This window comes from Flavonifractor sp. An52, assembly GCF_002159385.1.
In the GTDB taxonomy this organism is placed as follows: Bacteria; Bacillota; Clostridia; order Oscillospirales; family Oscillospiraceae; genus Flavonifractor; species Flavonifractor avicola.
This window is the reverse complement of record NZ_NFIB01000017.1, coordinates 35,716-62,283: the sequence shown is the minus strand read 5'-3', so window position 1 is coordinate 62,283 and position 26,568 is coordinate 35,716. Positions and strand designations below refer to the sequence as shown.

The following is a 26,568-nucleotide window of genomic DNA, read 5'->3' as shown; positions in this document are numbered from 1 at the left end:
CATCGGCCAGCTTCAGCACATCGGCTTTATATTCCGCGTCGTATTTCTGTCCCATCTGCTACACCCTTTCTGTGTTTTATTATATCACCTTGGGTGTGCGGTTTTAGTGTATCACTCCAGAGCCGTCTGGCCCAGCGGTGGTCGGAATCAGGCCCTTCGCACCTTTCTTCATCTGCTGGAGGATACCCTGCACCTGCCGGAACCTGAAAACGCATAGCACATCAGTTTTCAAAGCGACCTGACACAACTACAGGCGACCACTTTGACCACTATCCATCCCAGAGGCGGACAAGCTCAAAAAGAGAAACGAGGCCCTGCCCGGCAAGATGCCGGGCAGGGCCTCGTTCTCACTCACAGTTTTTGTACCTCCGCCCAAGATTCTCAGTCCGCCTCCTGAAAAGAGACCGTCAGTTCCTCTTTGGGCTGCCCTAAGTACTGCCTGGATTCCTCCAGCCGCTCCTCCATCCTGGCTACTTCCGTCTGGATGTCCTCCCGGCTTTTTCTGCGATTCCAGCGCAGGAACATATGGTAGCGCTGCTGAAGCGACTCCATCTTGGGCGGAAACCGGATCTCTTCACCATTGATCCAGTTGCCCTCCAACTCATTGCGGCAGATCTCGTCGTCCATCACCGCCATATAGAGCGCGTATCGGGTATATTCTTCCAGCGGAATGCGTCTTCTCCGCCGGCAATAAACCACGCCTGCCACGCAGGCGCCCAAAATACCAAGTCCTGCCGCTGTTTTCAGTTTATTCATCGTCGTATTTATCCCCCAACGAATTTAATCTGCTTTCCGGTCCGTTCCTCCAAAAACCGGCGGAACTCCGCCACACTTCCACCCTCCAGCCCCTCTTTTTCAAAAGCACTGGCATGGTTTTTCCCCATAATAAAAAAGATGTATGCTCTGCTCTCTGCCAGCACAGTGACCTTATCATACTTCCACTGTGTCACAGCTCCGGCGATTTTGGTCTCAAAGCAATCCTGATGAAACGTGGTACTGCTGAACTCCGTGCCGGGCAGCGCCCGCCGCCGGGCAATATAGCCGTTCAGCCAATCCTGCTTCCACTGTACTGCCAGCAGAAAAACGATCACCACTCCGTTGGTACCCACATACCAGGGATCGTCCCAGGACGCATAGATGGACAGCAGGCAAATACCAATCAGGACGGCACAGACCACCTTGAGCCACAGATTGGTCCTGGCCCGGACGGTTTTTCGCAGTGCTCTGGCCATGGCGGTCAGGGTCTTTTGGGAATATCGGGTGCTGCATACAAACTCCATAACAGCCCTCCTCCATCCTGCAATTCTGATGTAAGCAGTATATCAGATGGCAGGCAGGGATACAGAAAGGTTTTCTGAAGGCTGTCTTAACAATCCTAAAGGTTGCCCCTCCTGTGCCGTTCCCCATTCTTGCACCGCTGTAGAAACTATGGTATCATACCATTTCACAGGAGGGATCGCCATGCCAGACTCCACCATTACCAAAAAAGCGCTGGCTCAGGCGCTGAAGGAGCTCATGCGGGAAATGCCCATTGAAAAAATCAATGTGGCCTTTATCTGCCAGCGGTGCGGCATGAAACGGCAGAGCTTCTATTACCATTTCCGGGATAAATACCACCTTATTAACTGGATCTTTGATTCTGAGATAGGTGCGGTACTACGGGACAGTCCTGACGCCGCTCAGGAAGATCCCTGGGATAAGTTCCAACAGCTATGCGACTATTTCTATGAAAACCGGGTCTTTTATCGATCCGCGCTGCAAGTGAAGGGGCAGGACTCCTTTCTCGTTCATTTTCAACGAAGCGTCTTTTCCATTTTCAAACACTACTTCTCCTTCCTGCCGGCAGACGGAAAATGTGACGAATTTACCGCCAACTTTTTTGCTGACGCTATTGTCTGCTGCATTGCACGGTGGATCCTGTCAAGAAACGGGATGCTACCCGAAGAATTCACCCGGAACGTAAAGCAGCTGGGCGCCGTGATTCGCTTCGCGGAACAGCGTTCCTCATTTCCCGCCGAATCTTTTGACTTGTAATGTTTATAGAGAAACTGCAACATCCCCTGGGCCATCCTGCTGGACCCCACCTCCGCCTGCAATATGCACTGCACCGGCTGCTGGGCGGCGGAATACGGTCACCAACTCAACCTGAGCCTGGAGGATCTGAACTCTATCATCACCCAGGGCAAAAAGCTGGGCACCTATATGTACATTTACACCGGCGGCGAGCCGCTGGTACGCAAAGGGGACATCATAAAGCTCTGCGAAATGCACCCGGACTGTATGTTCCTGTCCTTTACCAACGGCACTCTGATCGACGAGGCTTTCTGTCAGGAGATGCTGCGGGTGAAAAACTTTGTCCCCGCCATCTCCCTGGAGGGCTTTGAGGCCGCAAACGACTCCCGGCGGGGAGAGGGTGTCTATCAGAAGGTCCACGCGGTCATGGCTCTGCTGAACTCCCACAATCTGCCCTTCGGCATCTCCACCTGCTATACCAGCCGCAATGTGGACGACGTAAGCAGCGAACGGTACTTTGACCAGCTCATTGACAGCGGTGCCCTGTTCGCCTGGTTCTTCCACTATATGCCCGTGGGCAACGACGCCGCCGTGGAGCTGCTGCCCTCCCCGGAGCAGCGGTCCAAAATGTACCATGCCATCCGCACCTTCCGCTCCACCAAGGCCATCTTCACCCTGGACTTCCAGAACGACGGCGAATATGTGGGCGGCTGCATCGCCGGCGGCCGGCGGTATCTCCACATCAACGCCAAAGGCGATGTGGAGCCCTGTGTGTTTATCCACTATTCCAACGTAAATATCCACGATGTAAGTTTGCTGGACGCCCTGAAATCTCCTCTCTTCCAGGCCTATCACCGCAGTCAGCCCTTCAACAATAATATGCTCCGCCCCTGCCCTATGCTGGAAAACCCGGAGTTCTTACCCAAAATGGTAGCCGAAACTGGGGCTGTCAACACCGACTACCAAAGTCCGGAAAGCCCGGAGCATCTGTGCGAAAAGACGATTCCTTATGCCCAACGGTGGAAACCGGTAGCCGATGCGCTCTGGCAGGAATCTCATTCCCAACAGCCTTCATAATCCATATCCAGCCCTTCTCTCCAAAACGATCCCCCCAGCGCGTCTGCAAACAGCCGCGTTGGGGGGATCGCCGCGTTACGTGGTAACCGTGCCCCTCACTCTTTTGCCCGATACAGGCGGCAGGGGCGGCCGCCTGTATCGTAATTGATGGTGCTGAAGGCCTCTCCCCGCTCCACCAGGTAGTTGGCATAGCGGCGCACCGTCACCACCGACAAATTGGTCTGTTTGGAGAGGGCCTCGCTGGGCAGTCCCTGGGGCGGCGCGGCCCGGAGACAGGATCGGATGAGCCGCAGGGTGCTCTCCTGGAGGCCCTTGGGGGCGCTGTGCTCCCCGGACTCCGGCGGGGCAAACAGTTTATCCAGCTCTCCCTGAGTCACTTCCTCCCCCATGACCGCCTCCCGGTGGCGGCAAAAGGTATCCAGCGCCTGCTGGAATCGCTCGTATGTAAAGGGCTTGACCAGATAGTCCACCACTCCCATTTTAAGCAGCTGGTCCACGGTGGCGGCATCGTTGGCGGCAGTGACCATGATAGCGTCTACAGGGATGGCCCTCTCCCGGAGGGCGTGAAGGAGCTCCACCCCGGTAAACAGCGGCATATAGACATCCAGCACCACCAGATCCGCCGGATTCTGAGCCAACCACTCCAGGGCGGCCCGTCCGTCCTGAAAGGTCTGGATCACCCGAAACCGTGGGTCTTTCTCTGTAAAAGTCCGGTCCAGCAACGAAACCATGGGATCGTCTTCCACAATCACAACGCGATACATCCAAACTCACTCTCCGTCCTCCGGGACCTCCTCCCGGCAAAAGCTCACAAAAAACGATGTGCCCACTCCCGGCTCCGATTCCACCCGGATCTGCCCGTGATAGGCCTCCACCACCTCCTGGACCAATGCCAGGCCGGTACCCCGGCTGCGGCCCTTGGTGGATACCCCCCGCTGAAACAGAGTCTGACGCAGGGCCGGGGAGATGCCGGGCCCGGTGTCCTCCACGCACAGCAGCAGACTGTCCTCGCTCTCCCGGATGCTCACCGACACCTCTTTGATGGCACGGCGGGACTGGTTGAGCACCTCGATGGCGTTTTCGATCAGATTGCCCAGAATGGTCACATAGGCCTCCGGCGGCAGCCAGAGGCTCTCCTCACTGAGGGTGCTCTCCCGGTCCAACCGCAGATGGATACCCAGTTCGTTGGCCCGGCTGGTCTTACCTACCAGCAGCGCCCCCACCGAGGGCTGGCGAATCTGGTTCATAATGCGGCTCACCGCCACCCGCTGGGTCCGGGTGGTATCCATAATGTACTCCTGGGCCTTTTCCGGCTCTCCGATCTGGAGCAGACCCAGGATCACATGGAGCTTATTCATAAATTCATGGGTATAGGCCCGCATAGCCTCCACCATATGCTGCACGCCCGTCAGATCATCCGCCATACGGGTCAGTTCGGTGCGGTTGCGGAAGATGCTCACCGCACCGGCCAGCGTTCCATTCTCATACAGCGGCATCCGGTCAGCCAGGACCCGGATCTCCTTCAGGGAGTTCATACTCACGTTGTACTCCGACTGGCCGGTGCGGAGGATGCGGTCCAGCGTGGAACGGGGATAGACCTCATGGAGGGGCCGGCCTACGGCAGTCTGCCGTTCAATGGAGAGCATCTCCGCCGCCGCCTTGTTGAGAAAAATCACCTTCTGCTCTGCATCGATGGCCAGGATACCCTCCTCAAGCGCGTCCAGGATATCCTCCCTCTGGTGGAACCGGCGGGCAAAGGCGTCCGGCTCATAACCCATCAGAGACTGCTTGATGCTGCGGGACAGGCGCATGGCCAGCAGAGAACCCAGCACTGCCGCCACCACACCCACCGCCAGCAGGCGAAGCACCGTGTGCAGACCCACCAGAGCCATGCTGCGGAAGTAGACTCCTACAATGACGAAGCCGATCACTTCCCCCGCCTCGTCCCGCACAGGGGCATAGGCGGAGTGGTCCGAGCCCATGGGCCCCGTCTCATTGGAGGTGTAGGGAGCCGCACCGGCCAGCGCCGCCTGCTGGGCCGTCCCCACATAGGAGGTGCCGATCAGGGTGCTGTCCGGCACATAGAGCAATTTGGACTGGGTGTCCCCCACCAGGATCAAGTCAATATCGGAAGTACGGCTGGTGGTTTCGTCCAGATAATCGGACAGCTCCTCTATAGTACGCTCCCCCTGCAGGGCCTCCTGGATCATAGGTACCTGGGACAGAATGGACGCGGAATTGAGCAGATTGTTGTCAAGAGCCGTCTGTTCACTGCGCAGGGTAAAATAGAGGGTCCCGCCTATGGAAAGAGCAATGGATACGATGACAATCACCAGGTTCATCCGCATCAACCGGGCACGGATGGAGGATCTGGCCTGTGTGGACATAGACACCCGCCTCCTTTGTTACCAGTATAGGAAAAACCGCGAAGCCTGTCAAACAAAAGCCGGCAGCCGTCCCAGGCATACTTTTGCGCCAAAGCGCAAATGATGCGGATAAGCCCTGACAGCGCCTTCTGTGGAACCATAGCATCTTTTTCCATTCTTTTGCGCTTTCCTTTTGGTAACTCTCATTAAAAGCTTATTTTCCGTGTATTTTCATTACTTTTTTTACTTTCAAAAGGGTTACGGAAATTTGGACCAGGTAGTAAGATAAGGCCTGCGAAAACGAGGTGATGTGTTTGGATGCATTCAAGGAATCCCTGGTGGAGGAGTTGGGAAACCACACCGCTTTCACCATCCCGCTGTTTGGAGGCATTCCGGTGGCGGAGTCGGTGGTGGTAACCTGGATCGTCATGGCTGTGCTGGTCATTGCGGTGCTGCTGCTGACCCGGAACCTGAGCGTACGCAATCCCGGCAAGGTCCAGATCGCCCTGGAGAGCGCGGTGCAGTTCCTCAACGGCTTCGTCAAGACCAACATCGGCAGTCACTGGCGGCCTTTTGCCCCCTACCTGGGCACGGTGGCGCTGTATATCGGTTTTGCCAATATCATTGGCATCTTTGGTCTGACGCCGCCTACAAAGGACATCAGCGTGACCACCGCCCTGGCCCTGATGAGTATGCTGCTCATCTATGGCTCCCAGTTCCGGTACAACGGTCTGCTGGGCGGACTGAAGAAGTTCGCCGCGCCCATGCCGCTGCTGCTCCCCATCAATCTGATGGAGGTCATCATCCGGCCCCTGGCGCTGTGTATGCGTCTGTTCGGCAACGTATTGGGCGCATTCATCATCATGGAGATGCTCAAATTTGTGGTCCCGGTATTTCTGCCGGCGGTATTCAGCATCTACTTCGACCTGTTTGACGGGTTAATCCAAATGGTCGTCTTTGTGTTCCTGACCACACTGTTCACCGGCGAGGGCATCAAAGAGGAAGAGTAAGGCACATTCATCCAAGAAACATTTGATTTACAGGAGGAAATTATCATGTCTATGGCTATCATTGCTGCCGCAATCGCAGTCTTCACCGGCATCGGCGCCGGTATCGGCATCGGCTTCGCCACCGGCAAGGCCAGCGAGGCCATTGCCCGTCAGCCCGAGGCCTCCGGCAAGATCAACAGCGCTCTGCTGCTGGGCTGCGCCCTGGCAGAAGGTACCGCCATCTTCGGCTTCATCACCGCTCTGCTCATCATCTTCGTCGGTTAAAGGGGGCGCCCCCAATGCTGGAGTTCCATCTTTCCACCATTCTCTTCACCATTATCAACCTGCTGATACTCTTTTTCCTGCTGAAGAAGTTTCTCTTCGGCCGTGTCAACGCCGTGCTGGAACAGCGGGCCGCTCTGGTGAAGGGCGAGATCTCCTCCGCGGAGGAAAATAACCGTCAGGCCGAAGCGCTGAAGGCCCAGTACGAGGGCAAGCTGACCGACGCCCGGCATGAGGCCGCCAAGATCGTGGCCGACGCCCAGAACCGGGCCCAGCGTGTCTACGAGGGCAAGATGGCCGAAGCAGAGACCGACGCCAAGCGTCTGCGCAGCGAGGCTGAGGCCCAGATCGCCGAGCAGCGGGACGCCATGCTGCGGGGCGCCCGGAACGAGGTGGCCTCCCTGGCCCTGCTGGCAGCCGCCAAGGTGGCCCAGCGGTCTATGGACGGCGACGACGACAAGGCCTTTGTAGATACATTCCTGTCGGAAGTGGGTGAGCAGGCATGAATGAGTTGGCCCGCCGCTATGCAGAGGCACTCTATGCCGTCTCCCCCGATGAGGAGACCCTGCAAGCCACCGCTCAGGCCATGATGGCGGACGCCCCTCTGTGGGAGGCCCTGTGCTCCCCCGCCGTCCAGGCCTGGGAAAAGGAGCGTGTTCTGGACCGGCTGCCCATTCTGGACGGCCACGGTCTGCTGATGCGTTTTTACCGCCTGCTGGCGGAAAAGGGCCGTATGACTCTGCTGCCCGACATTCTGGAAGCCTTCCATGACAAGGCCCTAGCTCAGCGGGGGGCGGTCCGCTGCCGCCTGACCTGCGTCCGTGTCCCCGATGAAGCGGAGCAGGAAAAGCTGAAACAGGCCCTGTGCCGGCTCCACCACAAGGCTGATGTGGTCTTTGAGATCCGCATGGATCCGTCTCTGCTGGGCGGATTCACGCTGGAGCTGGAGGGCGTAACCTATGACAAGAGCGTCCGGGGCGCACTGGCCGGTCTGAGCCGGCAACTGGAAGAGAGGCGAATGGCATGAAAACCAATCCCGAAGAAATCGTCTCCATCCTGCGGGAGGAGATTCAAGGGTATGATACCCGCGTACGGCGGGATGAGACCGGCACCGTGCTGGAAGTAGGCGACGGCATTGCCACCGTCTACGGCTTGGACAAGGCGGTATACGGCGAACTGGTAGAGCTGGACACCGGCGTCAAGGGCATGGTCATGAACCTGGCCCGGGACAGCGTGGGCGTGGTACTGCTGGGCAGCGACGCCGGTGTCCGGGAGGGCACCGTGGTACGCCGCACCGGCCACCCTGCCGACGTGCCCGTGGGCGACGGCCTGATCGGCCGCGTCGTAGACGTGCTGGGCCAGCCCATCGACGGTCTGGGCCCCATTGAGGCCACCGAAACCCGCCCCATTGAGCATGAGGCCAGCGGCGTAGTCAGCCGCGAGCCGGTGAACGTCCCCCTTCAGACCGGTATCCTGGCCATTGACGCCATGGTACCCATCGGCCGGGGCCAGCGTGAGCTCATCATCGGCGACCGGCAGACCGGCAAGACCGCCATCGCCGTGGACACCATTCTGAACCAGAAGGGTCAGGATGTGATCTGCATCTATGTGGCCATCGGCCAGAAGGCCTCCACCGTGGCCCGTATTCAGGATACCCTGAAGAAGCACGGCGCCATGGACTACTCCATCATCGTCTCCTCCACCGCCAGTGAGTCCGCCCCCCTCCAGTACATCGCCCCCTATTCCGGCGCGGCCATGGGCGAGTACTTCATGAGCAAAGGCAAGGACGTGCTCATCGTCTACGACGATCTGAGCAAGCACGCGGTGGCCTACCGTACCCTCTCCCTGCTGCTCAAGCGGTCCCCCGGTCGTGAGGCCTATCCCGGCGACGTGTTCTACCTCCACTCCCGGCTGCTGGAGCGGGCCTGCCGCCTTACCAAGGAATACGGCGGCGGCTCTATGACCGCCCTGCCTATCATCGAGACCCAGGCCGGTGATGTGTCGGCCTATATCCCCACCAATGTCATTTCCATCACCGACGGCCAGATCTATCTGGAAAGCGACCTGTTCTTTGCCGGCCAGCGGCCCGCCGTCAACGTAGGCCTGTCGGTATCCCGTGTAGGCGGCTCCGCCCAGACCCGGGCCATCAAAAAGACCGCCGGTACCCTGCGTATCGACCTGGCCCGGTTCCGTGAGCTGGAGGTCTTTACTCAGTTTGCCTCCGATCTGGACCCCGCCACCCAGCAGGCTCTGGACCACGGCCGCCGCCTGCTGGAGCTGCTGAAGCAGCCTCTGTACAACCCCATGCCGGTAAGCCGCCAGGCCATCATCCTCTATGCTGCCACCAACGGACTGCTGGACGACGTGCCTCTGGACAAGGTACGCTCCTTCGTGCTGGACTTTGCCCAGGAGATGGGGCAGGAACACACCGACGTGGTGGACGAGATCCAGTCCACCGGCAACCTGAGCGGCCCGGCCATTGAGACCATCCGCTCGGTGCTGGACAACGCCAAGAAACGGGTGAGCGCCACATGGCAAGCATAAAAGAGATCCGCACCCACATCAAAAGCGTGGAGCAGACCCTGAAGATCACCAACGCCATGTATCTCATCTCCTCCTCCAATCTTCAGAAGGCCCGGAAGCAGCTCACCGATGTGGAGCCCTACTTTCAGAAGATCGAGACCACCATCTCCGACATTCTCCACCATTCTCCGGAGATCAGTCACGTTTTCTTTGACAAGCGTCCCAGCGTTCAGCCGGAGGACCGCAAGATCGGCTATATCGTCATCACCGGCGACAAGGGCCTGGCAGGCGCCTACAACCACAACATTCTGAAGCTGGCCGAGCAGAAGATGAGCCAGCATCCCCATACCAGTCTCTTCGTGGTGGGTCAGGTGGGCCGCTCCTATTTTCAGGAGCACGGCATCCCCATCGATGTGGAGTTTCTCTATACCGCCCAGGACCCCAACATGGGCCGGGCCCGGGATATGGCCGAGCTGATGATCGACCTCTATCTGGAGGAACAGCTGGACGAGGTCTATATCCTCTTCACCCGCATGGTGAATACCTTCCGCATGGAGCCCACCGTCCACAAGCTGCTGCCTCTGGACCCGGACGTCTTTCCCGACTATGAGAAAAACCGGGACACCTACAATCGGGACGTGGTATACGTCCCCTCCGTCAAGGCGGTTATGGACCGCCTTGTGCCCGGCTATGTGAAGGGCGACATCTTCGGCGCTCTGGTGGAATCCTACTGCTCGGAGCAGAACGCCCGCATGACCGCCATGAAATCCTCCAGCGACAATGCCCGGGCCATGCTGCAAAATTTGAATCTGTCTTATAACCGGGCCCGCCAGGCCGCCATCACCCAGGAGATCACCGAGGTGGTGGGCGGCGCCCAGGCCGCACTGTAAAAAGTCCAAGGGAGATTACGATATGAAGGAAAACAAGGGAACCATTGTACAGGTCATGGGACCTGTGGTGGACGTGGCCTTTGATCAGGGCAGCCTGCCCCAGATCAAGGAGGCCCTGGAGGTCCAGCTGAACGGCCAGCGCCAAGTCATGGAGGTGGCCCAGCACATGGGGGGCGACACCGTCCGCTGCATCATGCTCTCCCCCAGCGAGGGCCTGGGCCGCGGCATGGAGGTCATCGCTACCGGCGCTCCCATCTCCATCCCCGTGGGCGAAGGCGTGCTGGGCCGGATGTTCAACGTCCTGGGTGACGCCATTGATGAGAAGGGGCCGGTGAATGCCAAGGAAAAATGGTCCATCCATCGCCAGCCCCCCGCCTTTGAAAACCAGCGTCCCGTGGTGGACATTTTTGAGACCGGCATCAAAGTCATCGATCTGCTGGCCCCCTACGCCAAGGGCGGCAAGATCGGCCTGTTCGGCGGCGCCGGCGTGGGCAAGACCGTGCTCATTCAGGAGCTCATCCACAACATCGCCACCGAGCACGGCGGCTACTCCATTTTTACCGGCGTAGGCGAACGTACCCGTGAGGGCAACGACCTGTGGCGGGAAATGACCGAATCCGGCGTCATTGAAAAAACCGCCCTGGTCTTCGGCCAGATGAACGAGCCCCCCGGAGCCCGTATGCGGGTGGCCCTTACCGGCCTGACCATGGCCGAGTACTTCCGGGATCAGGAGAAGCAGAACGTGCTGCTCTTCATCGACAACATTTTCCGTTACGTTCAGGCTGGCTCCGAGGTGTCCGCCCTGATGGGCCGGATGCCCTCCGCCGTGGGCTACCAGCCCACCCTGGCCAACGAGATGGGCGCTCTCCAGGAGCGCATCACCTCCACCAAGGACGGTTCCATCACCTCGGTACAGGCCGTCTACGTCCCCGCCGACGACCTGACCGACCCCGCCCCTGCCACCACCTTTGCCCACCTGGACGCCACCACCGTTCTCTCCCGTAAGATCGTGGAGCAGGGCATCTACCCCGCGGTGGACCCCCTGGAGTCCACCTCCCGTATTCTGGAGCCCGACGTGGTGGGCCAGCGGCACTATAAGATCGCCCGTGGCACCCAGGAGCTGCTCCAGCGCTACCGGGAGCTTCAGGACATCATCGCCATCCTGGGCATGGAGGAGCTGAGCGAGGACGACCGGCGCACCGTGGAGCGGGCCCGCCGCATCCAGCAGTTCTTCTCCCAGCCCTTCTCTGTGGCCGAGCAGTTCACCGGCCTGGAGGGCCGTTATGTGAAGCTGGAGGATACCCTCCGCTCCTTTGAGACCATCCTGGGCGGCGAGCTGGACAAATACCCCGAAGCCGCCTTCAGCAACGTGGGCAACGTGGACGAGGTCATTGCCAAGGCCAAGAAGATGGGGGCGGTATAAATGGCCCAAACCGGTACCTTTACCCTGGAGATCATTACCCCCGAGCGCCAGTTCTACATCGGCCCCGCCGAAGCCCTGGTTCTTCCCGCTGTGGACGGCCAGATGGGCATCTACCCCGGCCACGAACCGGTGGTCACCGCCGTGGAGCCAGGGGAGCTGCGCTACAAGGTGGAGAACAAGTGGGAGCCTGCCGCTGTGGGAGCCGGCTTTGCCGAGATCAAGCCGGACTATGTGATCCTGCTGGTGGGTTTCGCCGAACATCCCGAGGAGATCGACCGGAAGCGGGCCGAGGCCGCCAAGCTGCGTGCCGAGGAGCGCCTGCGCCAGAAGCAGAGCGTCCACGAGTATTACCATTCCAAAGCCGCCCTAGCCCGGGCCATGGCCCGCCTGAAAACCAGACGCTGAGATATCCCTCTCTATTTTACTTTGACAAAAATCCTGTAACCCATAAGGTTACAGGATTTTTGTCATCTCTTTTCCCTGTTCTATTCTTTTTTAACAATCTTGCATATTGCACATTGGGTAAACTTTATATAAAATGGGACTATAGAAGAAATCCTTCGTATCAAATCATTTTATCCCATATTGTTACTTCAGATTGCTTGCGCGATGCCGCTCCATATCAAGATAGAGAGAGAGGCTGTATTTTATGGAAAAAAGAAGGCAAAGATTGCTGAAGCAGCTCTGGGCAGAGCAGGACAAGGCCTATGCCTTGATGGAGGAATATGATTCCCTTCCCCACCACTACGGCAACTACATCCTTTTTCAGGCGGAGGGCGACATCATCAGTCTGATTGCCGCCTATCCCGGCATTACGGTCACAGATCTTTCCAATATTCTGAAAAAGACCACCAGCGCCTGCTCCCAGAGCGTACGCAAGCTGTGCGACAAGGGCCTGGTGGAACAGCGGCGCAATTCCGCCAACAAGCGGCTTTACAACCTGTTCCTCACCGCCGAGGGAGAGGAACTCAGCAAAGCCCATCAGAAGTTCAACCGCACCAGCCAGAAGATTACCTTTGACTTGCTGTCTGATTTTACAGAAGAGGAACTGGAACATCACATTGCCGTCCAGAAGAAGCTGAATGAGGCATACCAGGGTGATATTCAGCGCAGTCGGGAAAATTTCTTTGTCTACCGGAAAGAGGAGGATTGACCTCTTTCCTTGATCGCCATGTTCCAAATACTCCCTGCTGTATGGCAGCGGGGCCTTTATAGCTGCAATAGGACGGGACCGGATCAAATAATGATCCGGTCCTGTCCTATTATGTCATAAAAATATGGATGCCCCATTGAATATTACCAGCATTGGTTTATAATGGACTTAAACATTAAGCAGCTTTATAACATATAGGGAAGGTGTCTCTCCATGACATATGACTTTACATCCATTATGGACCGGCATAACCTGGACGCAAGCGCGGTGGACTGCATCGGGGATGATTACTACGGCATGGAGCCTTCGCTGCCCAAGGAAGGCTTCGACGCCATTCCCATGTGGATCGCGGACATGAATTTTCCCGCCTGTCCCTCCATTGTAAATGCCCTGATGGAGCGGGTCAAACACCCCGCCTTCGGCTACTTTGTACCCAGACAGGCCTACTTTGATGAGATCATCCAGTGGCACCAGCGCCGCAATGGGGTTTCCGGGCTGAAGGCAGAGCACATCGGCTACGAAAACGGTGTACTGGGCGGGGTCATCAGTGCTCTGAACGTACTGTGCTCCAAAGGGGATCATGTTCTGGTCCACGCCCCCACCTACATTGGCTTTACCATGTGCCTGGAGAACAACGGCTACCATATTGTCCACTCTCACCTGGTGAAAGATGAAAACAGGGTATGGCGCATGGATTTTGAGGATATGGAGCGCAAAATTATAGAGAACCAAATTCACGCCATGATCCTGTGCAGTCCCCACAACCCCTGCGGCCGGGTGTGGGAGCGCTGGGAGCTGGAACGTGCCATGGCCATCTTTGAAAAGCATCATGTCTATGTCATTGCCGACGAGATCTGGTCCGACCTGCTGCTGGACGGACACAGACATATCCCCACCCAGTCCGTCAACGACTATGCCCGGCTCCACACCGCCGCCTTTTACGCCCCCTCCAAAACCTTCAATCTGGCCGGTCTGGTGGGAGGCTACCACATCATCTACGATCCCTGGCTCCATGACCGCGTTCTGAAAGAGTCCTCCCTCTCCCACTATAACGAGATGAACGTACTGTCCATGCACGGATTGATCGGGGCCTATCAGCCCGAGGGCTATGTCTGGGTGGATGAGCTGTGCCAGGTACTCTCACAAAATATGCATTACGCGGTGTCCTTTATTCACAATCGATTCCCCGGTCTGGACATTACCATGCCGGAGGGCACCCATATGCTTTTCATCGACTGCTCCCAGTGGTGTGAGGCCCATGGAAAAACCCTTGACGATGTGCTCCACGCCTGTTGGGATGTGGGGGTGGCGCTTCAGGATGGCCGAATGTTCCATGGTCCCTGTCATATCCGTATGAATCTGGCCCTCCCCTTCTCCCGAGTTCAGGAGGCCTTCGACCGACTGGCACACTATGTATTTCTGCCCTGAAAAACCATCCGGGCCGGTGGGATACCCCCACCGGCCCGGATGGTTTTTTATGCCGCGGCCCGCTCAGCCAGCAGTTTACAGATCCGGCGCAATCCTTCCTCCAGTATAGATTTGGGACAGGCCAGATTCAGGCGAATAAAGCCGTCGGAATTGGTCACAAACATATCGCCGCCTTCCAGCAGCACACCTGCCTCCCGGGCAAACAACATGGGCAGATCCTCGTCGGGCGACACATAGGCCGACACATCCACCCAGCCCAGATAGGTGGCCTCGGAGATCCGGTACTTGGCTAGCGGCAGATTCTGGGCCAGGTATTGGCCCACAAACCGGAAGTTCTCATCCAGATAGAGCTTCAGCTGAGTCAGCCAGTCCTCGCCGTACTGATAAGCTGCCTTGACCGCCTCCACACTCAGAGGATTCTGCCAGTCGTAGTGCCGCTCCTTCCAGACTTTCATCACCTTCAGATTGGGAATAACGATGTTGGCCAGCATAAAGCCCGCCATATTGAAGGTCTTGCTGGGGGCCATACAGGTGATAATCTGATCACTGTCGGGATACAGCTTGGCCAGCGGCGTGTGCTTCAGCCCTGTGCGGATCAGATCGCAGTGGATCTCGTCGGAGACAATGAGCACGCCGTGGTCAAAGCAGATCTCCGCCACCCGTCTCAGCTCCTCCTCCGTCCAGATGCGTCCGGACGGGTTGTGGGGATTGCAGAAGAAAAACAGCTTCACCGCAGGATCGGCCGCCTTGGCCTCCAGATCCTCAAAGTCGATGGTGTAGTAGTTGTCCCGGTTAATCAGGTTGCTGCACACCAGTTCAATGCCGTGATAGTCCGCCGCGTGCTTGAAATAGCTGTAGGCCGGGGTGAGGGTGAGAATCTTCTCCCCCGGCTTGCAGACATACTCCGCCAGCTCATACAGAGCCGGGACCACACCGGCGGCGGTAAACAGATGCTCCTTTTTGCAGGACCAACCGTACATCTTTTGGGTCCAGCCCGCAAAGGCCTCATAATATTCCGGGTCAAACACCTTGGTATAGCCGAAGATCCGCTTGTCCAGGCGATCTTTGACGGCGTCAATAATGACCTGGGGGGTGGCAAACTCCATGTCGGCGATCCACATCCGGATAAACTGGTCGTCCGGGAAGGGGAACTTCAGGCTTTGATCGGCGTGGAAAATATACTCCCGGAACCCTTCCAGATTCATGGCGTTGGTATTCCGCCGGTCAATGATCTCATCAAAATTATATTTCATGGGTCAGATACACCTTTCAATCTCAATCGAGCTGGTTTGAATCTGGACCGTCAAGTTTCTTCCAGATAGCGTCTCAGGTTATCAAGTACTTTTTCCCGCAGCAGCCGCCCGGACTGCACCGACTCGCCGGCGATCCGGTCGGGGCAGATCACATTTGGCAGGGAGAAAATGGGGCCGTCCACTCCGCCTATGGCGCCGGCGGTATCTCCGATGTAGAAGTTCCCCGGCTGCTTTAGCCAATGCTCCAACGCCTCCAGCGGATAGGGCGGTGTAAAGGTGGTATTGATCAGCACCTTGCCGTTGCCCAGTCTGGCCAGCGCCTGCTCATCCATCAGCACCGTGTGCTTATGCAGGTGGGTGGTCACCACGTCACAGCGTTCCAGCAAGTCAGGCAGCGGAAGATAGCAGATTCCTCTGGCCTCTGCCTCCGGTTTTCGGGTACGGCTGAAGTAGCAGACATCTGCGTGGAAGAAGCGCAGGGCATCCGCTACCAGGCTTCCCACATCGCCCATGCCGATCACGCCCACCCGCGCCCCGGCAAGCTCCATGGGCTCCGGCCGGAACTGCGCGCCGCCAAATCCGTGGAACAGGCGAACCAGCTCGCTGATGATAAATTCCGGTACGCCCTGATCCCCATACCGGCGGATCCCTGTGACCGTGATGCCTCTGGCATGGGCCGCCTGAATATCCACATTGGCGCTCTCTGGCGTGTACAAACTGCAGCACATTCCGATGTAGCGCAGGTTGGGGCAGCGTTCCATGACCCAGGCCCCGATGGTGCTGGTGTAAAAGACCAGCACCGCGTCCGCGTCGCCGATCCGGCGAAGCATTTCCTCCTGGCTGGCCGGGCTGTCCTGGTAACAGATCACCTCATCTGCCACCTGAGAAAGCTTCTGCACCGCCTGCCGGTCAAACCGGATGGGCTCCACCGCCACCAGTTTGCGAAACTTGTTGGCCATGGTTCTCACCCCTGCTTCTTCAGGGTAAGGGCCTTGGTATACAGGCGGATAAAGTCCTCTTTGGTGGTCATACGGGCGTTATTGGGCCGGTCGCCGCCCTTCATGGCCTCATCGGCCAGCTGATCCAGCGACTGGAGAGTGACCCCCCAATGCTCCAGAGGCTGAATGGGCAGGTTCTCTACCAGGCGGTAGACACACTCCACGCCTTTGCGGGCCCCGTCCAGCACAGACAGGCCGGACACATCCTCACCGAAGAAGGTGGCAATGTCCGCGTAGCGCTCAGGCCAGGCGCCCATATTGAACTCCATCACCACCGGCAGGCAGATGGCGTTGCCCACACCGTGGGGCACATGATACATAGCACCCAGAGGGTGGGCCATGCAGCGGGAGATACCCAGGCTGGCCGAAGTAAAGGCATAGCCGGCCAGCATAATGGGAGATTCGATGGAGGGAATGCGGTAGAACTGGGTCACCAGTCTGGCCCGTTCCACCGAAATGGACGGATTTGTGTTGCGCAGACGCGCCTTTAAAAATTCCACTCGTTCAGATGCCATAACAGATTCCTCCTTTGAAAAGCAGTTTTATCTTGAAGGATCACCGGAGTGATCCAGCTATCCCATTGCCAGACTTACTCATCGTAGTCGTTGTTCAGGTTATAAAAGCATTTCTTCCCTGCCGGAGCCAGCACCTCGTTGGCCACGTCCACCAGATGGAACATATGCTCTGCCGTCGGCTCCTGAATCTCCTCCAGCAGATAGGGCTTACCCAGCAATTTGTATTTGTTGACGCCCAGTTTGTGGTAAGCCAGCAGCTCGTACTTCTGGACCGCCGCCAGGGGCAGGATGAACCGAGCGGTCTCCCGGATATTCTCTTCTGAATCGTTGATACCCGGAATCACCGGCGTGCGGACGATGATCTCATTGCCGTGTTGGCTGATCCGGCGGAGATTTTCCAGAATACGCTCGTTGCGCTGACCCGTCCATTTCAGGTGCTGCTCACTGTCCATATGCTTCAGATCAAAGTAGATAAAATCGATGTAATCCAGGCAGGGGGCAAATTTCTCATAGTCGCCGCAGCCACAGGTCTCAATGGCCACGTTGACGCCATATTCCCTGCACTTTTTGCTGATCGCCAACAGGAACTCCGGCTGCATCAGCGCCTCTCCGCCGGTAAAGGTCACGCCGCCGCCGGAATGCTGAAAGTAAAACCGATCCTGATAGATCCGTTTGAACAGCTGCTCCACCGTATAGTCCTGGCCGTTCAGCTTTCTGGCCTCGGTGGGGCACAGGTCCGCGCACCGTCCGCAGCTGGTGCACTGGTCCCGCTGGTACACCGGCACCCCATTCTCATCCAGCCGGGAAGCACCCGTGGGGCAATTTCGCATACACCCGTTGCAGGCGATGCAGTTCTGAGGATTCAGCGTGATTTCCGGTTCAAAGGAAATTCCTTCCGGGTTGGCACACCAGAGGCAGTGCAGGCCGCAGCCCTTGAAAAAGACCGATGTACGCATCCCCCGTCCATCACGAATGGAGCACTTCTGAATGTTAAAAATCCTTCCGGTTTCCATGCGCAGCCCCCCTTTTCTCTCTTAATTTGCCTCGCCTCAAGAAAGTCATTTTACGCTGTTATTTTTTCCGTATTTGAAACCGCCAAATATTTCTTTTTTCTCAAATCTTCAATAAATATTGACACGTTTTTCTTTTTGTCTTGTTATTAAATAGACAGGCTTATTAACAATCATCTTAACAATCAAGCCGCAAAACTTTTGTTTCTTTGTCACAAATATTAGCACAGAGTTTGCCCAAAATCTAGCGAATATTTCCGATAGTTCCCATCAAAGATTTTCATACTTTACCGTATGAGCACGTCAGGAGGCGCAAGCTGTGGAAACCGACAAATACAAGGTATTTTTAAAGGTCGTTGAGTGCGAAAGTTTCTCCCGTGCCGCTGCAGAACTGGGCTATACCCAGTCTGCTGTCTCCCACTGTATCTATAGTCTGGAGCAGGCCCTGGGCTTTCGCCTGCTGACTCGGGAAGGACGAAAAACCAGATTGACCAGCGCAGGCCAGGAAGCTATGCCGTTTATCATCAAGATCGTAAACAGTCAGACCACGCTGGATCAATGGGCCTCCTTCTACCTGGGTGTAGGCGCCGGTAAGCTCTGCATTGCATCCATCCCCAGCCTGGCCATCCATACCTTTCCGGATATGGTCAAGCGCTTCAATGACCGCTACCCCAATATTCAAATTCAGCTGCTCCATGGCAACTACAGCGACGTGGAACGTCTTTTGGCCAGCGGCACCGTGGAGTTTGGTTTTCTCTCTGTCTCCTCCCAAACCCCGTTTCCATTTGTGACCCTCTATCGGGAAAAGCTGGCTGTTATCCTGCCCCCAGGCCACCCTTTGGCAGAAAAGGAACGTCTTTCCCTGAAAGATCTGGAACCGGAGTCTTTTATCATGCCGGGAGAAGGACCGCGGCATCAGGTAGGTGAACTGATTAAGAACTACAACCTCAACCTGAACGTTAAATATTGCATCAGTGACGATGACATCACCATCTCCATGGTTTCCCGGGGACTTGGTGTGACCATCCTGTCGGAGATGTCCTATCGGGACTACCTGAACTTTCAATTTGAAGTCCGGGATCTTACAGAGGCCCCCTACCGGGATATCGGCATCGCTTACACCGCCTGGGATAATATCTCCCCCATCGGAAAGGCATTTATCAAACTGGCAAAAGAGTCCTTTGCTCCGCTTACTCCTTAAGGTCCAATCATCTTCTGCATAGAAAAAAGCCACTGGAAATTCGCTAGAATTTCCAGTGGCTTTTTTCTTTTTTGATTTGTCCGCTTATCCAGCCCGCTTCTTTTTCTTCCCCAGCAGCAGGGAGGCAAACAGGGAAACCAGCGGCACGGTCAAGATAATGCCCACCGAGCCGGCCACACTCTGGATCAGCTCAATGGCCATGGTATCGCTGTTGATGATCTGAATCAGAGGGTAATGATAGACCTGGAAGAGCAGCAGCATATTGAAGGAGGCGCCCGCAAAGGCCAGGATCAGCGTATTGGCCATGGTGCCCATGGCGTCCCGGCCAATGTTCATCCCCGACCGGAACAGACGGCCGGAGGTAATCTCCGGGTCCACCGTCCGCAGTTCGTGGCAGGCAGAGGAGATGGACATGGCCACATCCATCACCGCCCCCAGGGCGGCGATGAGGATGCCGCTGACCAGCAGGCCCCGGATCTCCAGGGGGCTGTCATAGGCCCGCAGCACCAGTTCCTCCGCCTCCGACATATTGAACCCGCCAATCGGGGTGATGATCCCCACGATCCAGGCGAACAGGCCTGCCGCCGCCACGCCGCATACGCAGCCCAGTCCGGCGCACAGGGTCTTGCGTGAAAAACCGGTCAGCATCAGCAGGGACGCCGCCGCCGTCAGCGCCGCAATAAAGATAGCCGACGGAATGGATGGCGCTCCCTTCAGTACCATGGGAATGAGCAAAAACCAGATACCGGCCAGGGTGTAGGCCAATCCCAGCAGAGCCATGACTCCCTTTTTGCCGCCAATGAGGATCAGCAGTAGAGCAAAAACCACCAGCATCCCCACCAGAACAATACCCCGGTCGTAGTTGGGAATGGAGACCACATATGGGTCCCCATTGTCATCCACATCCAGCCGCACAATGACCCGGGTACCCAGGGAACAGTCCACATTGGCATAGGCGGTGAGGTAATTGATGGCCTCCAGAACGGCCCCCTTGTAGGGACCGCTGAGAATCTCAAGCTCCAAATACTGGCTGCCTACCCGCAGGCCCTCGGTCCATTCATCCGGCTGGGCATCATCGGCCAGGATATCGGTAACGCGGGCAGAAGCAAAGTTTCTCTTCTGGGCCGCAGTCAGCTCCCCATTCTCCGGTTGGAGCAGCACACCCCCCACCACCAGAATGAGCAGCAGGCACAGCCCCACAATCAGCCCTGCAATCCGGCCCTTGCTGGGAGGCCATAGGGGCTGCTTTTCCGGCAGAACAGGCTGCTTTTGTTTCTTTTGTCCCATGGAGCTCTCCTCTCAAGATATAAGGCGGGGCGCCGCCCACCGAGGCAGGCGGCGCCCCGCATACGCAAGTATGGAATCAGTCGTTTTCTGCAAAGCGGGCCAGCATGGCAGCCACTTCCGCACGGGTCGCGTTCCCCTGAGGATTGAGGGTACCGGCGCCAGTACCGATAATGATACCGGTATCCACAGCCCAAGCCATAGCCTGGGCGGCCCAGTCGCTGACAGAACCGCTGTCAGGATAGGCGGTCAGGTCGCACTCAATAACGGGGCTGCCCACAAGACGCCACAGCATGGTGACCAGCTGCTCACGGGACACGGCAGCCTCCAGATTGGTACCGTCGGACACGCCGTTCTCCACCGCCCAGGCCACACCGGCCTCATACCAGGTAGCGCCGGTGGAGGTATCCACGCCATTGTAGCGGGCCAGGATGGTAAGGATCATGGCCCGGCTGGTGGTCATGAAGGGGGAGAACTGGGTGGCAGAGGTGCCGTTCATCAGGCCGTTGTCATAGACGTATTTTACCGCACCGTAGAACCAGTCGTCCACATCCACATCCGTGAAGGGCAGTTCGTTCTCCACACTCTTGGCGGCAAAGGAGGCTTCCACGGTGACGGCGGAGGCGGGCATGGCAAAGGTGTACTTGCCGTCACCCTTGTCGGTGAGCTTGATCTCGTTGCCGTTCTTGTCGGTAACGGTCAGCACATTCAGCTCGTAGCCTTCGTCAGCCTTCACAGTCAGGGTGATGGTCAGGCCCTTGGAGGCGCGGGTGCGACTGGTAGTCACGGTACCGTTGTCGCTGTCCTCCACGGTGATGGCGTAGGTGGTGGAGGTGGGAGGCACATACGCAGGAGGAATGTCCACCGTCTCAGTGCCGCACACGATGTCGGCCCGGTCCCGGACCCGGATGCGGGCGGCGGGGCCGTCAAAGCTGGTGTCATAGGAGGACAGGCCCACCACGGTGATCTCGTGGCCCACCTCCAGATTATTGATGCCCTTGTCCTTGGTGATGTAGCCGTCGATGAACACCCGGGCGTCGTAGCCGCTCTCATCCCGAACCATAATAGTCTGGACCAAGCCCTCTGCCTCCGCAAAGCTGACCACCACACCCTGGATTTTCACCAAGCTGCCCAAATAGGTGGACTCGGCGGCCTCCTTTGTGGTGATAAGCTTGGGCTCCACGGTGCCTTCGCCAATCTTCTCAATAGAGGTCACGGCGATCTGGCGCTCGCCCTGATAGGAAGAGGTGGTACCGGTAATGCGGACCACGTCGCCGATCTTATAGTTGCCCGCCACGGGGAAGGCGTTGATACCGGCGGTGTCGTCCTGAACATAGATGCAGTCGAAGAAGGCGGTATCCTTGTCGTAGCCGGAGGCATTGGAGGTGACCACACCTTCGATGGTGTACTTCACGCCCTCCAGTTCCTGAGCCTGCACCTGCTCGATGGGAGTAACAGTCACGGGATTCAAATAGTTAACCAGATTCTCGCAGATGTTGTAGTTGGAATAGTTCTTCTCAGCACCGGAGTCACCAATCTGAGCCTGGACCTCGAAGTTGGACATAAAGGCTGCGCCGGAAACAACGATGAGGCCCTTGCCCTCCATCTGCTCGGTAGCCAGCACCATCAGGCGGTTATCGCCCTCGGCCACAGTGTACTTGGGCATGGACTCGCCGCCCAGACCGTCGCTATCGCTGTCCTTGGAGTAGGTGGTGGCGTGGCCGTAGACCACGGGAGAGACGGTGTCGGGCAGGATGCTGGTGGGATTGCCCTCAGCGTTCACCACATAGATGGAGGCACCGCCATACTGACTGAAGAGCTGAGAGTACAGGTTGTTGTTGGGATTCTCGGGATCAAACTCCACGCCGTTCATCAGGAAGTTGTCCCAATTATAGGTGGAGAAGTAGAGCCGCTGGGTCTGTCCGCCGTTGAGCTCGTTGTCGTTGGTGGCGTCGTCGCCGATGCGCAGGGAGGAACCCAGGGCTGCCAGGACCTTGTTCTGCTGGGCGGCCATATGGTCGGCAGCCGGGAAGCTCTCATAGTGCTCATAATAGTCGGACCAACCGGCCAGCACCAGAGTACCACCAGCGGCGTTGAAGGTCTTCAAAGCCTCGATCTCTGCATCGGAGTAGCAAACATAGGGATCACGCAAAACCTCGCCGTCACGGCGGGAAGGAGCCGTGAGGATGATGGCCTTATACTTGTTGTCCTTGTTCTCACAGGCGGCGACCAGGTCGGCGCTGGTGTTCAGCTGAACCGTGCGCACCGAGTAGCCGGCAGCCAGATTGCCGAAGTTGCCCATGGAGTCCTTGTAGTTGCCGTTCACATACTCATTGTAGTGGGAGGCGTCGATGCCGATGTACACCAGCTGGCTGGCGTCCAGAATATCCAGGGAGATATCCTTGGAGTAGGTATACTCAATACCGTCCTCCACCAGGACCACGGTAACGGTAACGGTCATCACCCGGGCCATATCGGGGACATAGCCCCACTCCACGGCAAGGGTGCCAGAGGCGGGAATGGTCCGCTCGGTGTTATCGGTGCCCAGAGTCTCGCTGCCGCTGGTGTAGGTGATGGACTTAACGGTGGCGGAATTGGACTCGCTGTTGAACAGAGTGGTGTTAATCTTCAACTCCTCGCCAGTGACGGGGGTAGCGGTATCGCATTCCACAGCGGAGATACCCAGCTTCACCATCTCGCCCACCCACACGGGGGCGGTGACCGCCAGATCGCCGTCGCCCTGGGTGACGCGGATGAAGTAGTAGCTGTAGTTGGCGGGGATGGTGCACTTCAGCTCGCCGGAGGCCAGCTCAGTGGGATTGTCCCAGGTGTAGGCCACAGCGCCGGAGTTAACCACCACTTCCACCTTGGAGATGGAGTCGGAGTCATCGGGGTCATAGACCGAGACGTTGATGGCGGCCTCGTTCGGGACCTCTTCGATGATGGAGCCCAGCATCTCGCCGTTGAGGGTGTACTGGATTTCCAGGTTCTTGTCCTCGGTGGCATAGATGCGCCGGTCGCGGATGGCCTGATAGATGCCCTCCTGGGAGAAGTCACCGGTCAGGATAACGTCGCGGGCGTCGTTGGCGTTGCCCCACTTGCCCTTGTGGTTGTCCTGATTGTTGGTGGGAGCCACGTGCCAGCCCTTGTCCAGGGCCATGATGTACTGCTCATAGCTGGGGTAGTAACCGCCGGCGCCGATGGCGCCTTCGCCGTTGCCCACCTCCACCAGGTGCATCCGGGTGTCAATGATGGGATCATAGTAGCCGAAGTCGCTGAAGTTGCCGAAGGTAGTGCCGGGGTGGTTGAACTGGCTGATGGAGTCCACCAGGTTCTCATTGCTCAGCAGGGCATAGTAGGCCTTCATACCCGCGTCAGCAGTCTTGTTATTCAGCGTGGTGTTGTTGCGGGAGACGATGCCGGGGGTGTTAAAAGTGTTGATGTGGCCGGGTCCGCCGGACCAGGTCATCTCGAAGCCGGCCAGGGCCACCACTTCGCCGGCGTGCTCCTGGTTGAAGGCGTTGATGGCGCCGGTGTAGGCGTTCCACTTCGCCGCGCTCTCCTCGGACATCTGCTCGGGGTCGTAGAGGGCGGCCTCGGGGTTGGCGTCGCTGGAGCTGTCGAAGTAGTTGGAGTGGTCGGTAAAGGCCACAAAGTCCACGTTGGCGCTCTCGGGCAGATTCTCTACATACTCCAGGGCAGAGTCCAGAGAGCCTGCGCCGTCGGAGTAGGTGGTGTGGGAGTGGAGCTGGCCGAAGTAGAGCTGATACTGGGCCGTGCCGATGGTAAAGGTCCAGGTGCGGGAGACGGTCTTTTCATCGGCGCGGGTGACGGTGGCGGTGACGGTAACTTTGCCGTCGGGCATGGCCTCGGCGGGGGTGTAAGAGGCCTTGCCGTTCTCCACGGTGGGAATAACATCCTGGTCGTTCACCTTCAGGGTGACGGTGGGATTCTCCCCGGCGTTGCCGAAGGTGAAGCCGATCTCAGGCTTCTTCTCATCACCGGTCTGGGCATTGGCGGCGGGGAATACCTCAAGGATGTAGGGCTCGTCCTTGACAGCAAGGGTGGTGGTATCGGTAAAGGCCACGTCCTTGTTGTCCGTTCCCTCAATGGTGATCACCAGATCACCGGCGACCATGGCAGAGCCGGGAATGGTGAAGGAGTAGGTACCGTCGTCATTGGTCAGCTGGGCAGCGGTGTCGCCGTACTTGGCGGAGATGTCCTTCACGCCAAAGACGGAATCCACGGTGAAGCTGACGGAGTATTCCTGGCCCACATAAGCATCGGGCAGGAGGCCGAAGGTGACAGCGGGCATATTGACCACGCCATCGGTGATGGTAACGTCCTCAGCCACAGGGTAGAAGTTAAAGGTGTAGATGTCCTTATCGCTGTCATTGTACAGGCTGTAGGTCTTGTAGGAGCCGGCATAGTATTCCAGGTACTGGGAATACTTGCCGTTGAATTTGGCGGTACGGCTCTCCAGGTTAAAGCCACCGTTGAAGGAGGTCAGCTTCCAGTCGGCATCCTCGGTAGCCTCGGCAGAATAGAAGGCGTTGTTGCCGGTGCCGTTGGAGCAGAGGTAGCCGTCAGAGGTCTTGAAGCGGAACCACTCGCCGTTGACCTCCACGGTAAAGACCCGGGCGCCGTTGGCGGGGGTGGCCACGCCGTCGGCCACGGTGGCCTCGGCGTTGTTGATGGAGGGGCTGGTCTCGTTGCCGTCGGAACCGGCCAGAACGCCCTTGGCGCCCTCGTTGTAGAGCACCACCTGAGCGCCATCCTCAGGCACCTCGCCGCTGGGGGGCTCCGGAATATCAGTGACCTTGTAGAATGCCAGGGCAAAGAGAGACTCCGTACCCTCATTGATGTATTCGAATCCGCTCCAGTTGCCCTTGCTGTCGTACCACTCCATGTAAGCGCCGCGAACGGTGTTCTTGATGTAATAGAGGCCGTCGCCCGCGTCCTCCAGCACCCACTGGTCGTTCTTTTCACCCAGCGGCATACTGGAGAAAGAATCGCCCATACCGATGTTCTGGCCGTCGTAGGAGAAGGACCAGGTGCCGTCGCCGTTGTCGGCCACGGTCCACACATCGGCGGTGGTGAAGCCGGACAGGGTGCCGTTCTCCATGGTCACGGTGGTGCCGTTGTTGTAGTAGCCGGTATAGGTTCCGGACAGGGCCTTGTCGTAGGCGGGGTTATAGATGACCACCTGCTCCCCGTGGGCAATGGGCCCGGCAGGGGTGCCGTCCAGGTCGATCTCGCTGGCGGTGGTGTTGCGCAGCTGGAGGGTAGTGTTGTCATACACGCCCACCGCGGCGGTGATGGTGATGGTGTTGCCAACGGCCACAGTCCAAGTGTCGTCCTCATTCTTATCCACCACAGCCTTATAGAGCTGAATGGTATTGCCGCTGCTGTCCTTCACAGTAATGTTGGGTTTGGAGTAAGCACCGTTGTTGTCGTACACTTCCGTGACTTCCACATTGCGGAGTGTCACATAGGTGCAGATGTCGGCAGCAGTCAGTTCCCCGATGGTCTTGACCGTGGGGGTCAGGGTCAGCCCGGAGGATTTTTCATAGGTTGCACTGCCCAGCTGGGGCAGGCCGTTATAAGTATCCCGCTTGCCGGTGGCAATGACGGTATCACCCAGGGCGATATCATCAAACTGGCCGCTCATGCGGGCGCAAATACCGCCGGTGCTGTCCTGAAGATAGACATTCTGCCCATCCAGGAGGGTGACCACGCCCTTGACGGTCAGATTTTCCGTACCATCGGCAGCATCCAGCGCCTGGGCGATGGTGATAACCTGCGGCTCCTCAGGATCAGGAGGGGTCACCTCACCGCCACCCTCACCCATTGTATGTTTGCCAAGATCACTAAAAGTATCTTTGGGATGACTAGTCCACTCATTTGGCGTATAAGTGGCGTTTGGAGCAGTAATGTCAGAATTTCTAACATATGTACAGTCTGCAGCAAACCCTCCATCATAGGGATAATCACTCATACTAGTGGATATGCCACCAAATACATCAATGATGTTTTCTCCCTTTTTCAGGTAAACATAATCGTTTCCATTAAAATTGCAAACATTATCATTGGCTTCTTTTTGTGCAATAGTTGAAAACTGGGTATCATACGTTCCTTTGCTATTATAGTACACAAAAGTTTG

23 protein-coding genes and 1 pseudogene are annotated in these 26,568 nt (G+C 57.5%); 14 read left to right on the top strand and 10 right to left on the bottom strand.

All coding sequences use genetic code 11. The features are described from left to right. A partial coding sequence (locus tag B5G06_RS14165; RefSeq protein WP_204220774.1) for a hypothetical protein occupies positions 1 to 217 on the top strand: 217 nt, incomplete at its 5' end. Between the two features lie 164 nt (positions 218 to 381). Here B5G06_RS14165 and B5G06_RS08370 read toward each other — a convergent pair. Together B5G06_RS08370 and B5G06_RS08365 are read right to left on the bottom strand one after the other, a co-directional pair. Beyond that, complete coding sequence (locus B5G06_RS08370; protein WP_143382722.1) at positions 382 to 756, bottom strand: hypothetical protein; 375 nt, start codon at positions 754 to 756, stop codon at positions 382 to 384. An 8-nt stretch (positions 757 to 764) separates the two neighbouring features. Next, the gene (locus B5G06_RS08365) at positions 765 to 1,280 is read right to left on the bottom strand and encodes a YcxB family protein (RefSeq protein ID WP_087188625.1); all 516 of its coding nucleotides are present in this window, start codon (positions 1,278 to 1,280) and stop codon (positions 765 to 767) included. A gap of 46 nt (positions 1,281 to 1,326) precedes the next feature. On the opposite strand from B5G06_RS08365, the gene B5G06_RS08360 reads away from it, so the two are divergent. After that, a complete protein-coding gene (locus B5G06_RS08360; protein WP_087188624.1) occupies positions 1,327 to 2,034 on the top strand; it encodes a TetR/AcrR family transcriptional regulator C-terminal domain-containing protein in 708 nt (235 codons plus the stop codon). A 12-nt stretch (positions 2,035 to 2,046) separates the two neighbouring features. After that, positions 2,047 to 3,090, top strand: a pseudogene (locus tag B5G06_RS08355) (radical SAM protein); the annotation flags it as partial. Between the two features lie 95 nt (positions 3,091 to 3,185). On the opposite strand, the gene B5G06_RS08350 reads toward B5G06_RS08355, so the two are convergent. Continuing rightward, on the bottom strand, positions 3,186 to 3,854 hold the full coding sequence (locus B5G06_RS08350; RefSeq protein WP_087188623.1) for a response regulator: 669 nt from the start codon (positions 3,852 to 3,854) through the stop codon (positions 3,186 to 3,188). A 6-nt stretch (positions 3,855 to 3,860) separates the two neighbouring features. After that, positions 3,861 to 5,477 carry an ATP-binding protein gene (locus tag B5G06_RS08345; RefSeq protein ID WP_087188622.1) on the bottom strand — a complete coding sequence of 539 codons (1,617 nt, stop codon included), beginning with the start codon at positions 5,475 to 5,477 and terminating at the stop codon, positions 3,861 to 3,863. A 287-nt stretch (positions 5,478 to 5,764) separates the two neighbouring features. On the opposite strand from B5G06_RS08345, the gene B5G06_RS08340 reads away from it, so the two are divergent. The 10 genes from B5G06_RS08340 to B5G06_RS08295 all read left to right on the top strand — a co-directional run bounded on the left by B5G06_RS08340 (position 5,765) and on the right by B5G06_RS08295 (position 14,144). Next, positions 5,765 to 6,466, top strand: a complete 702-nt coding sequence (locus B5G06_RS08340) for a F0F1 ATP synthase subunit A (RefSeq protein ID WP_204220772.1) — start codon at positions 5,765 to 5,767, stop codon at positions 6,464 to 6,466. A gap of 45 nt (positions 6,467 to 6,511) precedes the next feature. Beyond that, complete coding sequence (gene atpE, locus B5G06_RS08335) at positions 6,512 to 6,730, top strand: ATP synthase F0 subunit C (RefSeq protein ID WP_207752835.1); 219 nt, start codon at positions 6,512 to 6,514, stop codon at positions 6,728 to 6,730. 14 nt (positions 6,731 to 6,744) lie between these two features. Next, positions 6,745 to 7,233 carry a F0F1 ATP synthase subunit B gene (gene atpF / locus B5G06_RS08330; RefSeq protein ID WP_087188619.1) on the top strand — a complete coding sequence of 163 codons (489 nt, stop codon included), beginning with the start codon at positions 6,745 to 6,747 and terminating at the stop codon, positions 7,231 to 7,233. Beyond that, the gene (gene atpH, locus B5G06_RS08325) at positions 7,230 to 7,754 is read left to right on the top strand and encodes an ATP synthase F1 subunit delta (RefSeq protein WP_087188618.1); all 525 of its coding nucleotides are present in this window, start codon (positions 7,230 to 7,232) and stop codon (positions 7,752 to 7,754) included. The genes atpF and atpH overlap by 4 nt, the downstream gene beginning before the upstream one ends. Continuing rightward, positions 7,751 to 9,271 (top strand): F0F1 ATP synthase subunit alpha, encoded by a 1,521-nt coding sequence (atpA, locus tag B5G06_RS08320; RefSeq protein WP_087188617.1) that lies wholly within the window; start codon positions 7,751 to 7,753, stop codon positions 9,269 to 9,271. The genes atpH and atpA overlap by 4 nt, the downstream gene beginning before the upstream one ends. Further along, positions 9,259 to 10,140, top strand: a complete 882-nt coding sequence (atpG, locus tag B5G06_RS08315) for an ATP synthase F1 subunit gamma (protein WP_087188616.1) — start codon at positions 9,259 to 9,261, stop codon at positions 10,138 to 10,140. Before atpA ends, atpG begins: the two co-directional genes overlap by 13 nt. A 22-nt stretch (positions 10,141 to 10,162) precedes the next feature. Continuing rightward, on the top strand, positions 10,163 to 11,563 hold the full coding sequence (gene atpD / locus B5G06_RS08310) for a F0F1 ATP synthase subunit beta (protein ID WP_087188615.1): 1,401 nt from the start codon (positions 10,163 to 10,165) through the stop codon (positions 11,561 to 11,563). Further along, entirely contained in the window at positions 11,564 to 11,968 is a 405-nt protein-coding gene (atpC, locus tag B5G06_RS08305; protein ID WP_087188614.1) for an ATP synthase F1 subunit epsilon, read from the top strand. A 265-nt stretch (positions 11,969 to 12,233) separates the two neighbouring features. After that, positions 12,234 to 12,716 carry a MarR family winged helix-turn-helix transcriptional regulator gene (locus tag B5G06_RS08300; RefSeq protein ID WP_242955409.1) on the top strand — a complete coding sequence of 161 codons (483 nt, stop codon included), beginning with the start codon at positions 12,234 to 12,236 and terminating at the stop codon, positions 12,714 to 12,716. A gap of 213 nt (positions 12,717 to 12,929) precedes the next feature. Beyond that, positions 12,930 to 14,144 carry a MalY/PatB family protein gene (locus tag B5G06_RS08295; RefSeq protein WP_087188612.1) on the top strand — a complete coding sequence of 405 codons (1,215 nt, stop codon included), beginning with the start codon at positions 12,930 to 12,932 and terminating at the stop codon, positions 14,142 to 14,144. Positions 14,145 to 14,191: 47 nt separating this feature from the next. Here the strand turns inward: B5G06_RS08295 and B5G06_RS08290 are convergent, their stop codons facing one another. The 4 genes from B5G06_RS08290 to B5G06_RS08275 form a co-directional block, all read right to left on the bottom strand. Next, the gene (locus B5G06_RS08290) at positions 14,192 to 15,397 is read right to left on the bottom strand and encodes a MalY/PatB family protein (RefSeq protein WP_087188611.1); all 1,206 of its coding nucleotides are present in this window, start codon (positions 15,395 to 15,397) and stop codon (positions 14,192 to 14,194) included. 50 nt (positions 15,398 to 15,447) lie between these two features. Next, on the bottom strand, positions 15,448 to 16,356 hold the full coding sequence (locus tag B5G06_RS08285) for an NAD(P)-dependent oxidoreductase (protein WP_087188610.1): 909 nt from the start codon (positions 16,354 to 16,356) through the stop codon (positions 15,448 to 15,450). Between the two features lie 5 nt (positions 16,357 to 16,361). Then, the gene (locus B5G06_RS08280) at positions 16,362 to 16,910 is read right to left on the bottom strand and encodes an iron-containing alcohol dehydrogenase (RefSeq protein ID WP_087188609.1); all 549 of its coding nucleotides are present in this window, start codon (positions 16,908 to 16,910) and stop codon (positions 16,362 to 16,364) included. A gap of 74 nt (positions 16,911 to 16,984) precedes the next feature. Continuing rightward, positions 16,985 to 17,923 (bottom strand): glycyl-radical enzyme activating protein, encoded by a 939-nt coding sequence (locus tag B5G06_RS08275; protein ID WP_087188608.1) that lies wholly within the window; start codon positions 17,921 to 17,923, stop codon positions 16,985 to 16,987. A gap of 316 nt (positions 17,924 to 18,239) precedes the next feature. Here B5G06_RS08275 and B5G06_RS08270 point away from each other — a divergent pair, with 316 nt between their 5' ends. Continuing rightward, complete coding sequence (locus B5G06_RS08270; protein WP_087188607.1) at positions 18,240 to 19,121, top strand: LysR family transcriptional regulator; 882 nt, start codon at positions 18,240 to 18,242, stop codon at positions 19,119 to 19,121. Positions 19,122 to 19,205: 84 nt separating this feature from the next. On the opposite strand, the gene B5G06_RS08265 is transcribed toward B5G06_RS08270, so the two are convergent. Together B5G06_RS08265 and B5G06_RS08260 are read right to left on the bottom strand one after the other, a co-directional pair. Next, the gene (locus B5G06_RS08265) at positions 19,206 to 20,408 is read right to left on the bottom strand and encodes a YibE/F family protein (RefSeq protein ID WP_087188606.1); all 1,203 of its coding nucleotides are present in this window, start codon (positions 20,406 to 20,408) and stop codon (positions 19,206 to 19,208) included. Between the two features lie 76 nt (positions 20,409 to 20,484). Beyond that, positions 20,485 to 26,235, bottom strand: a complete 5,751-nt coding sequence (locus tag B5G06_RS08260) for an S-layer homology domain-containing protein (protein WP_242955406.1) — start codon at positions 26,233 to 26,235, stop codon at positions 20,485 to 20,487. Positions 26,236 to 26,568 lie beyond the last annotated feature (333 nt).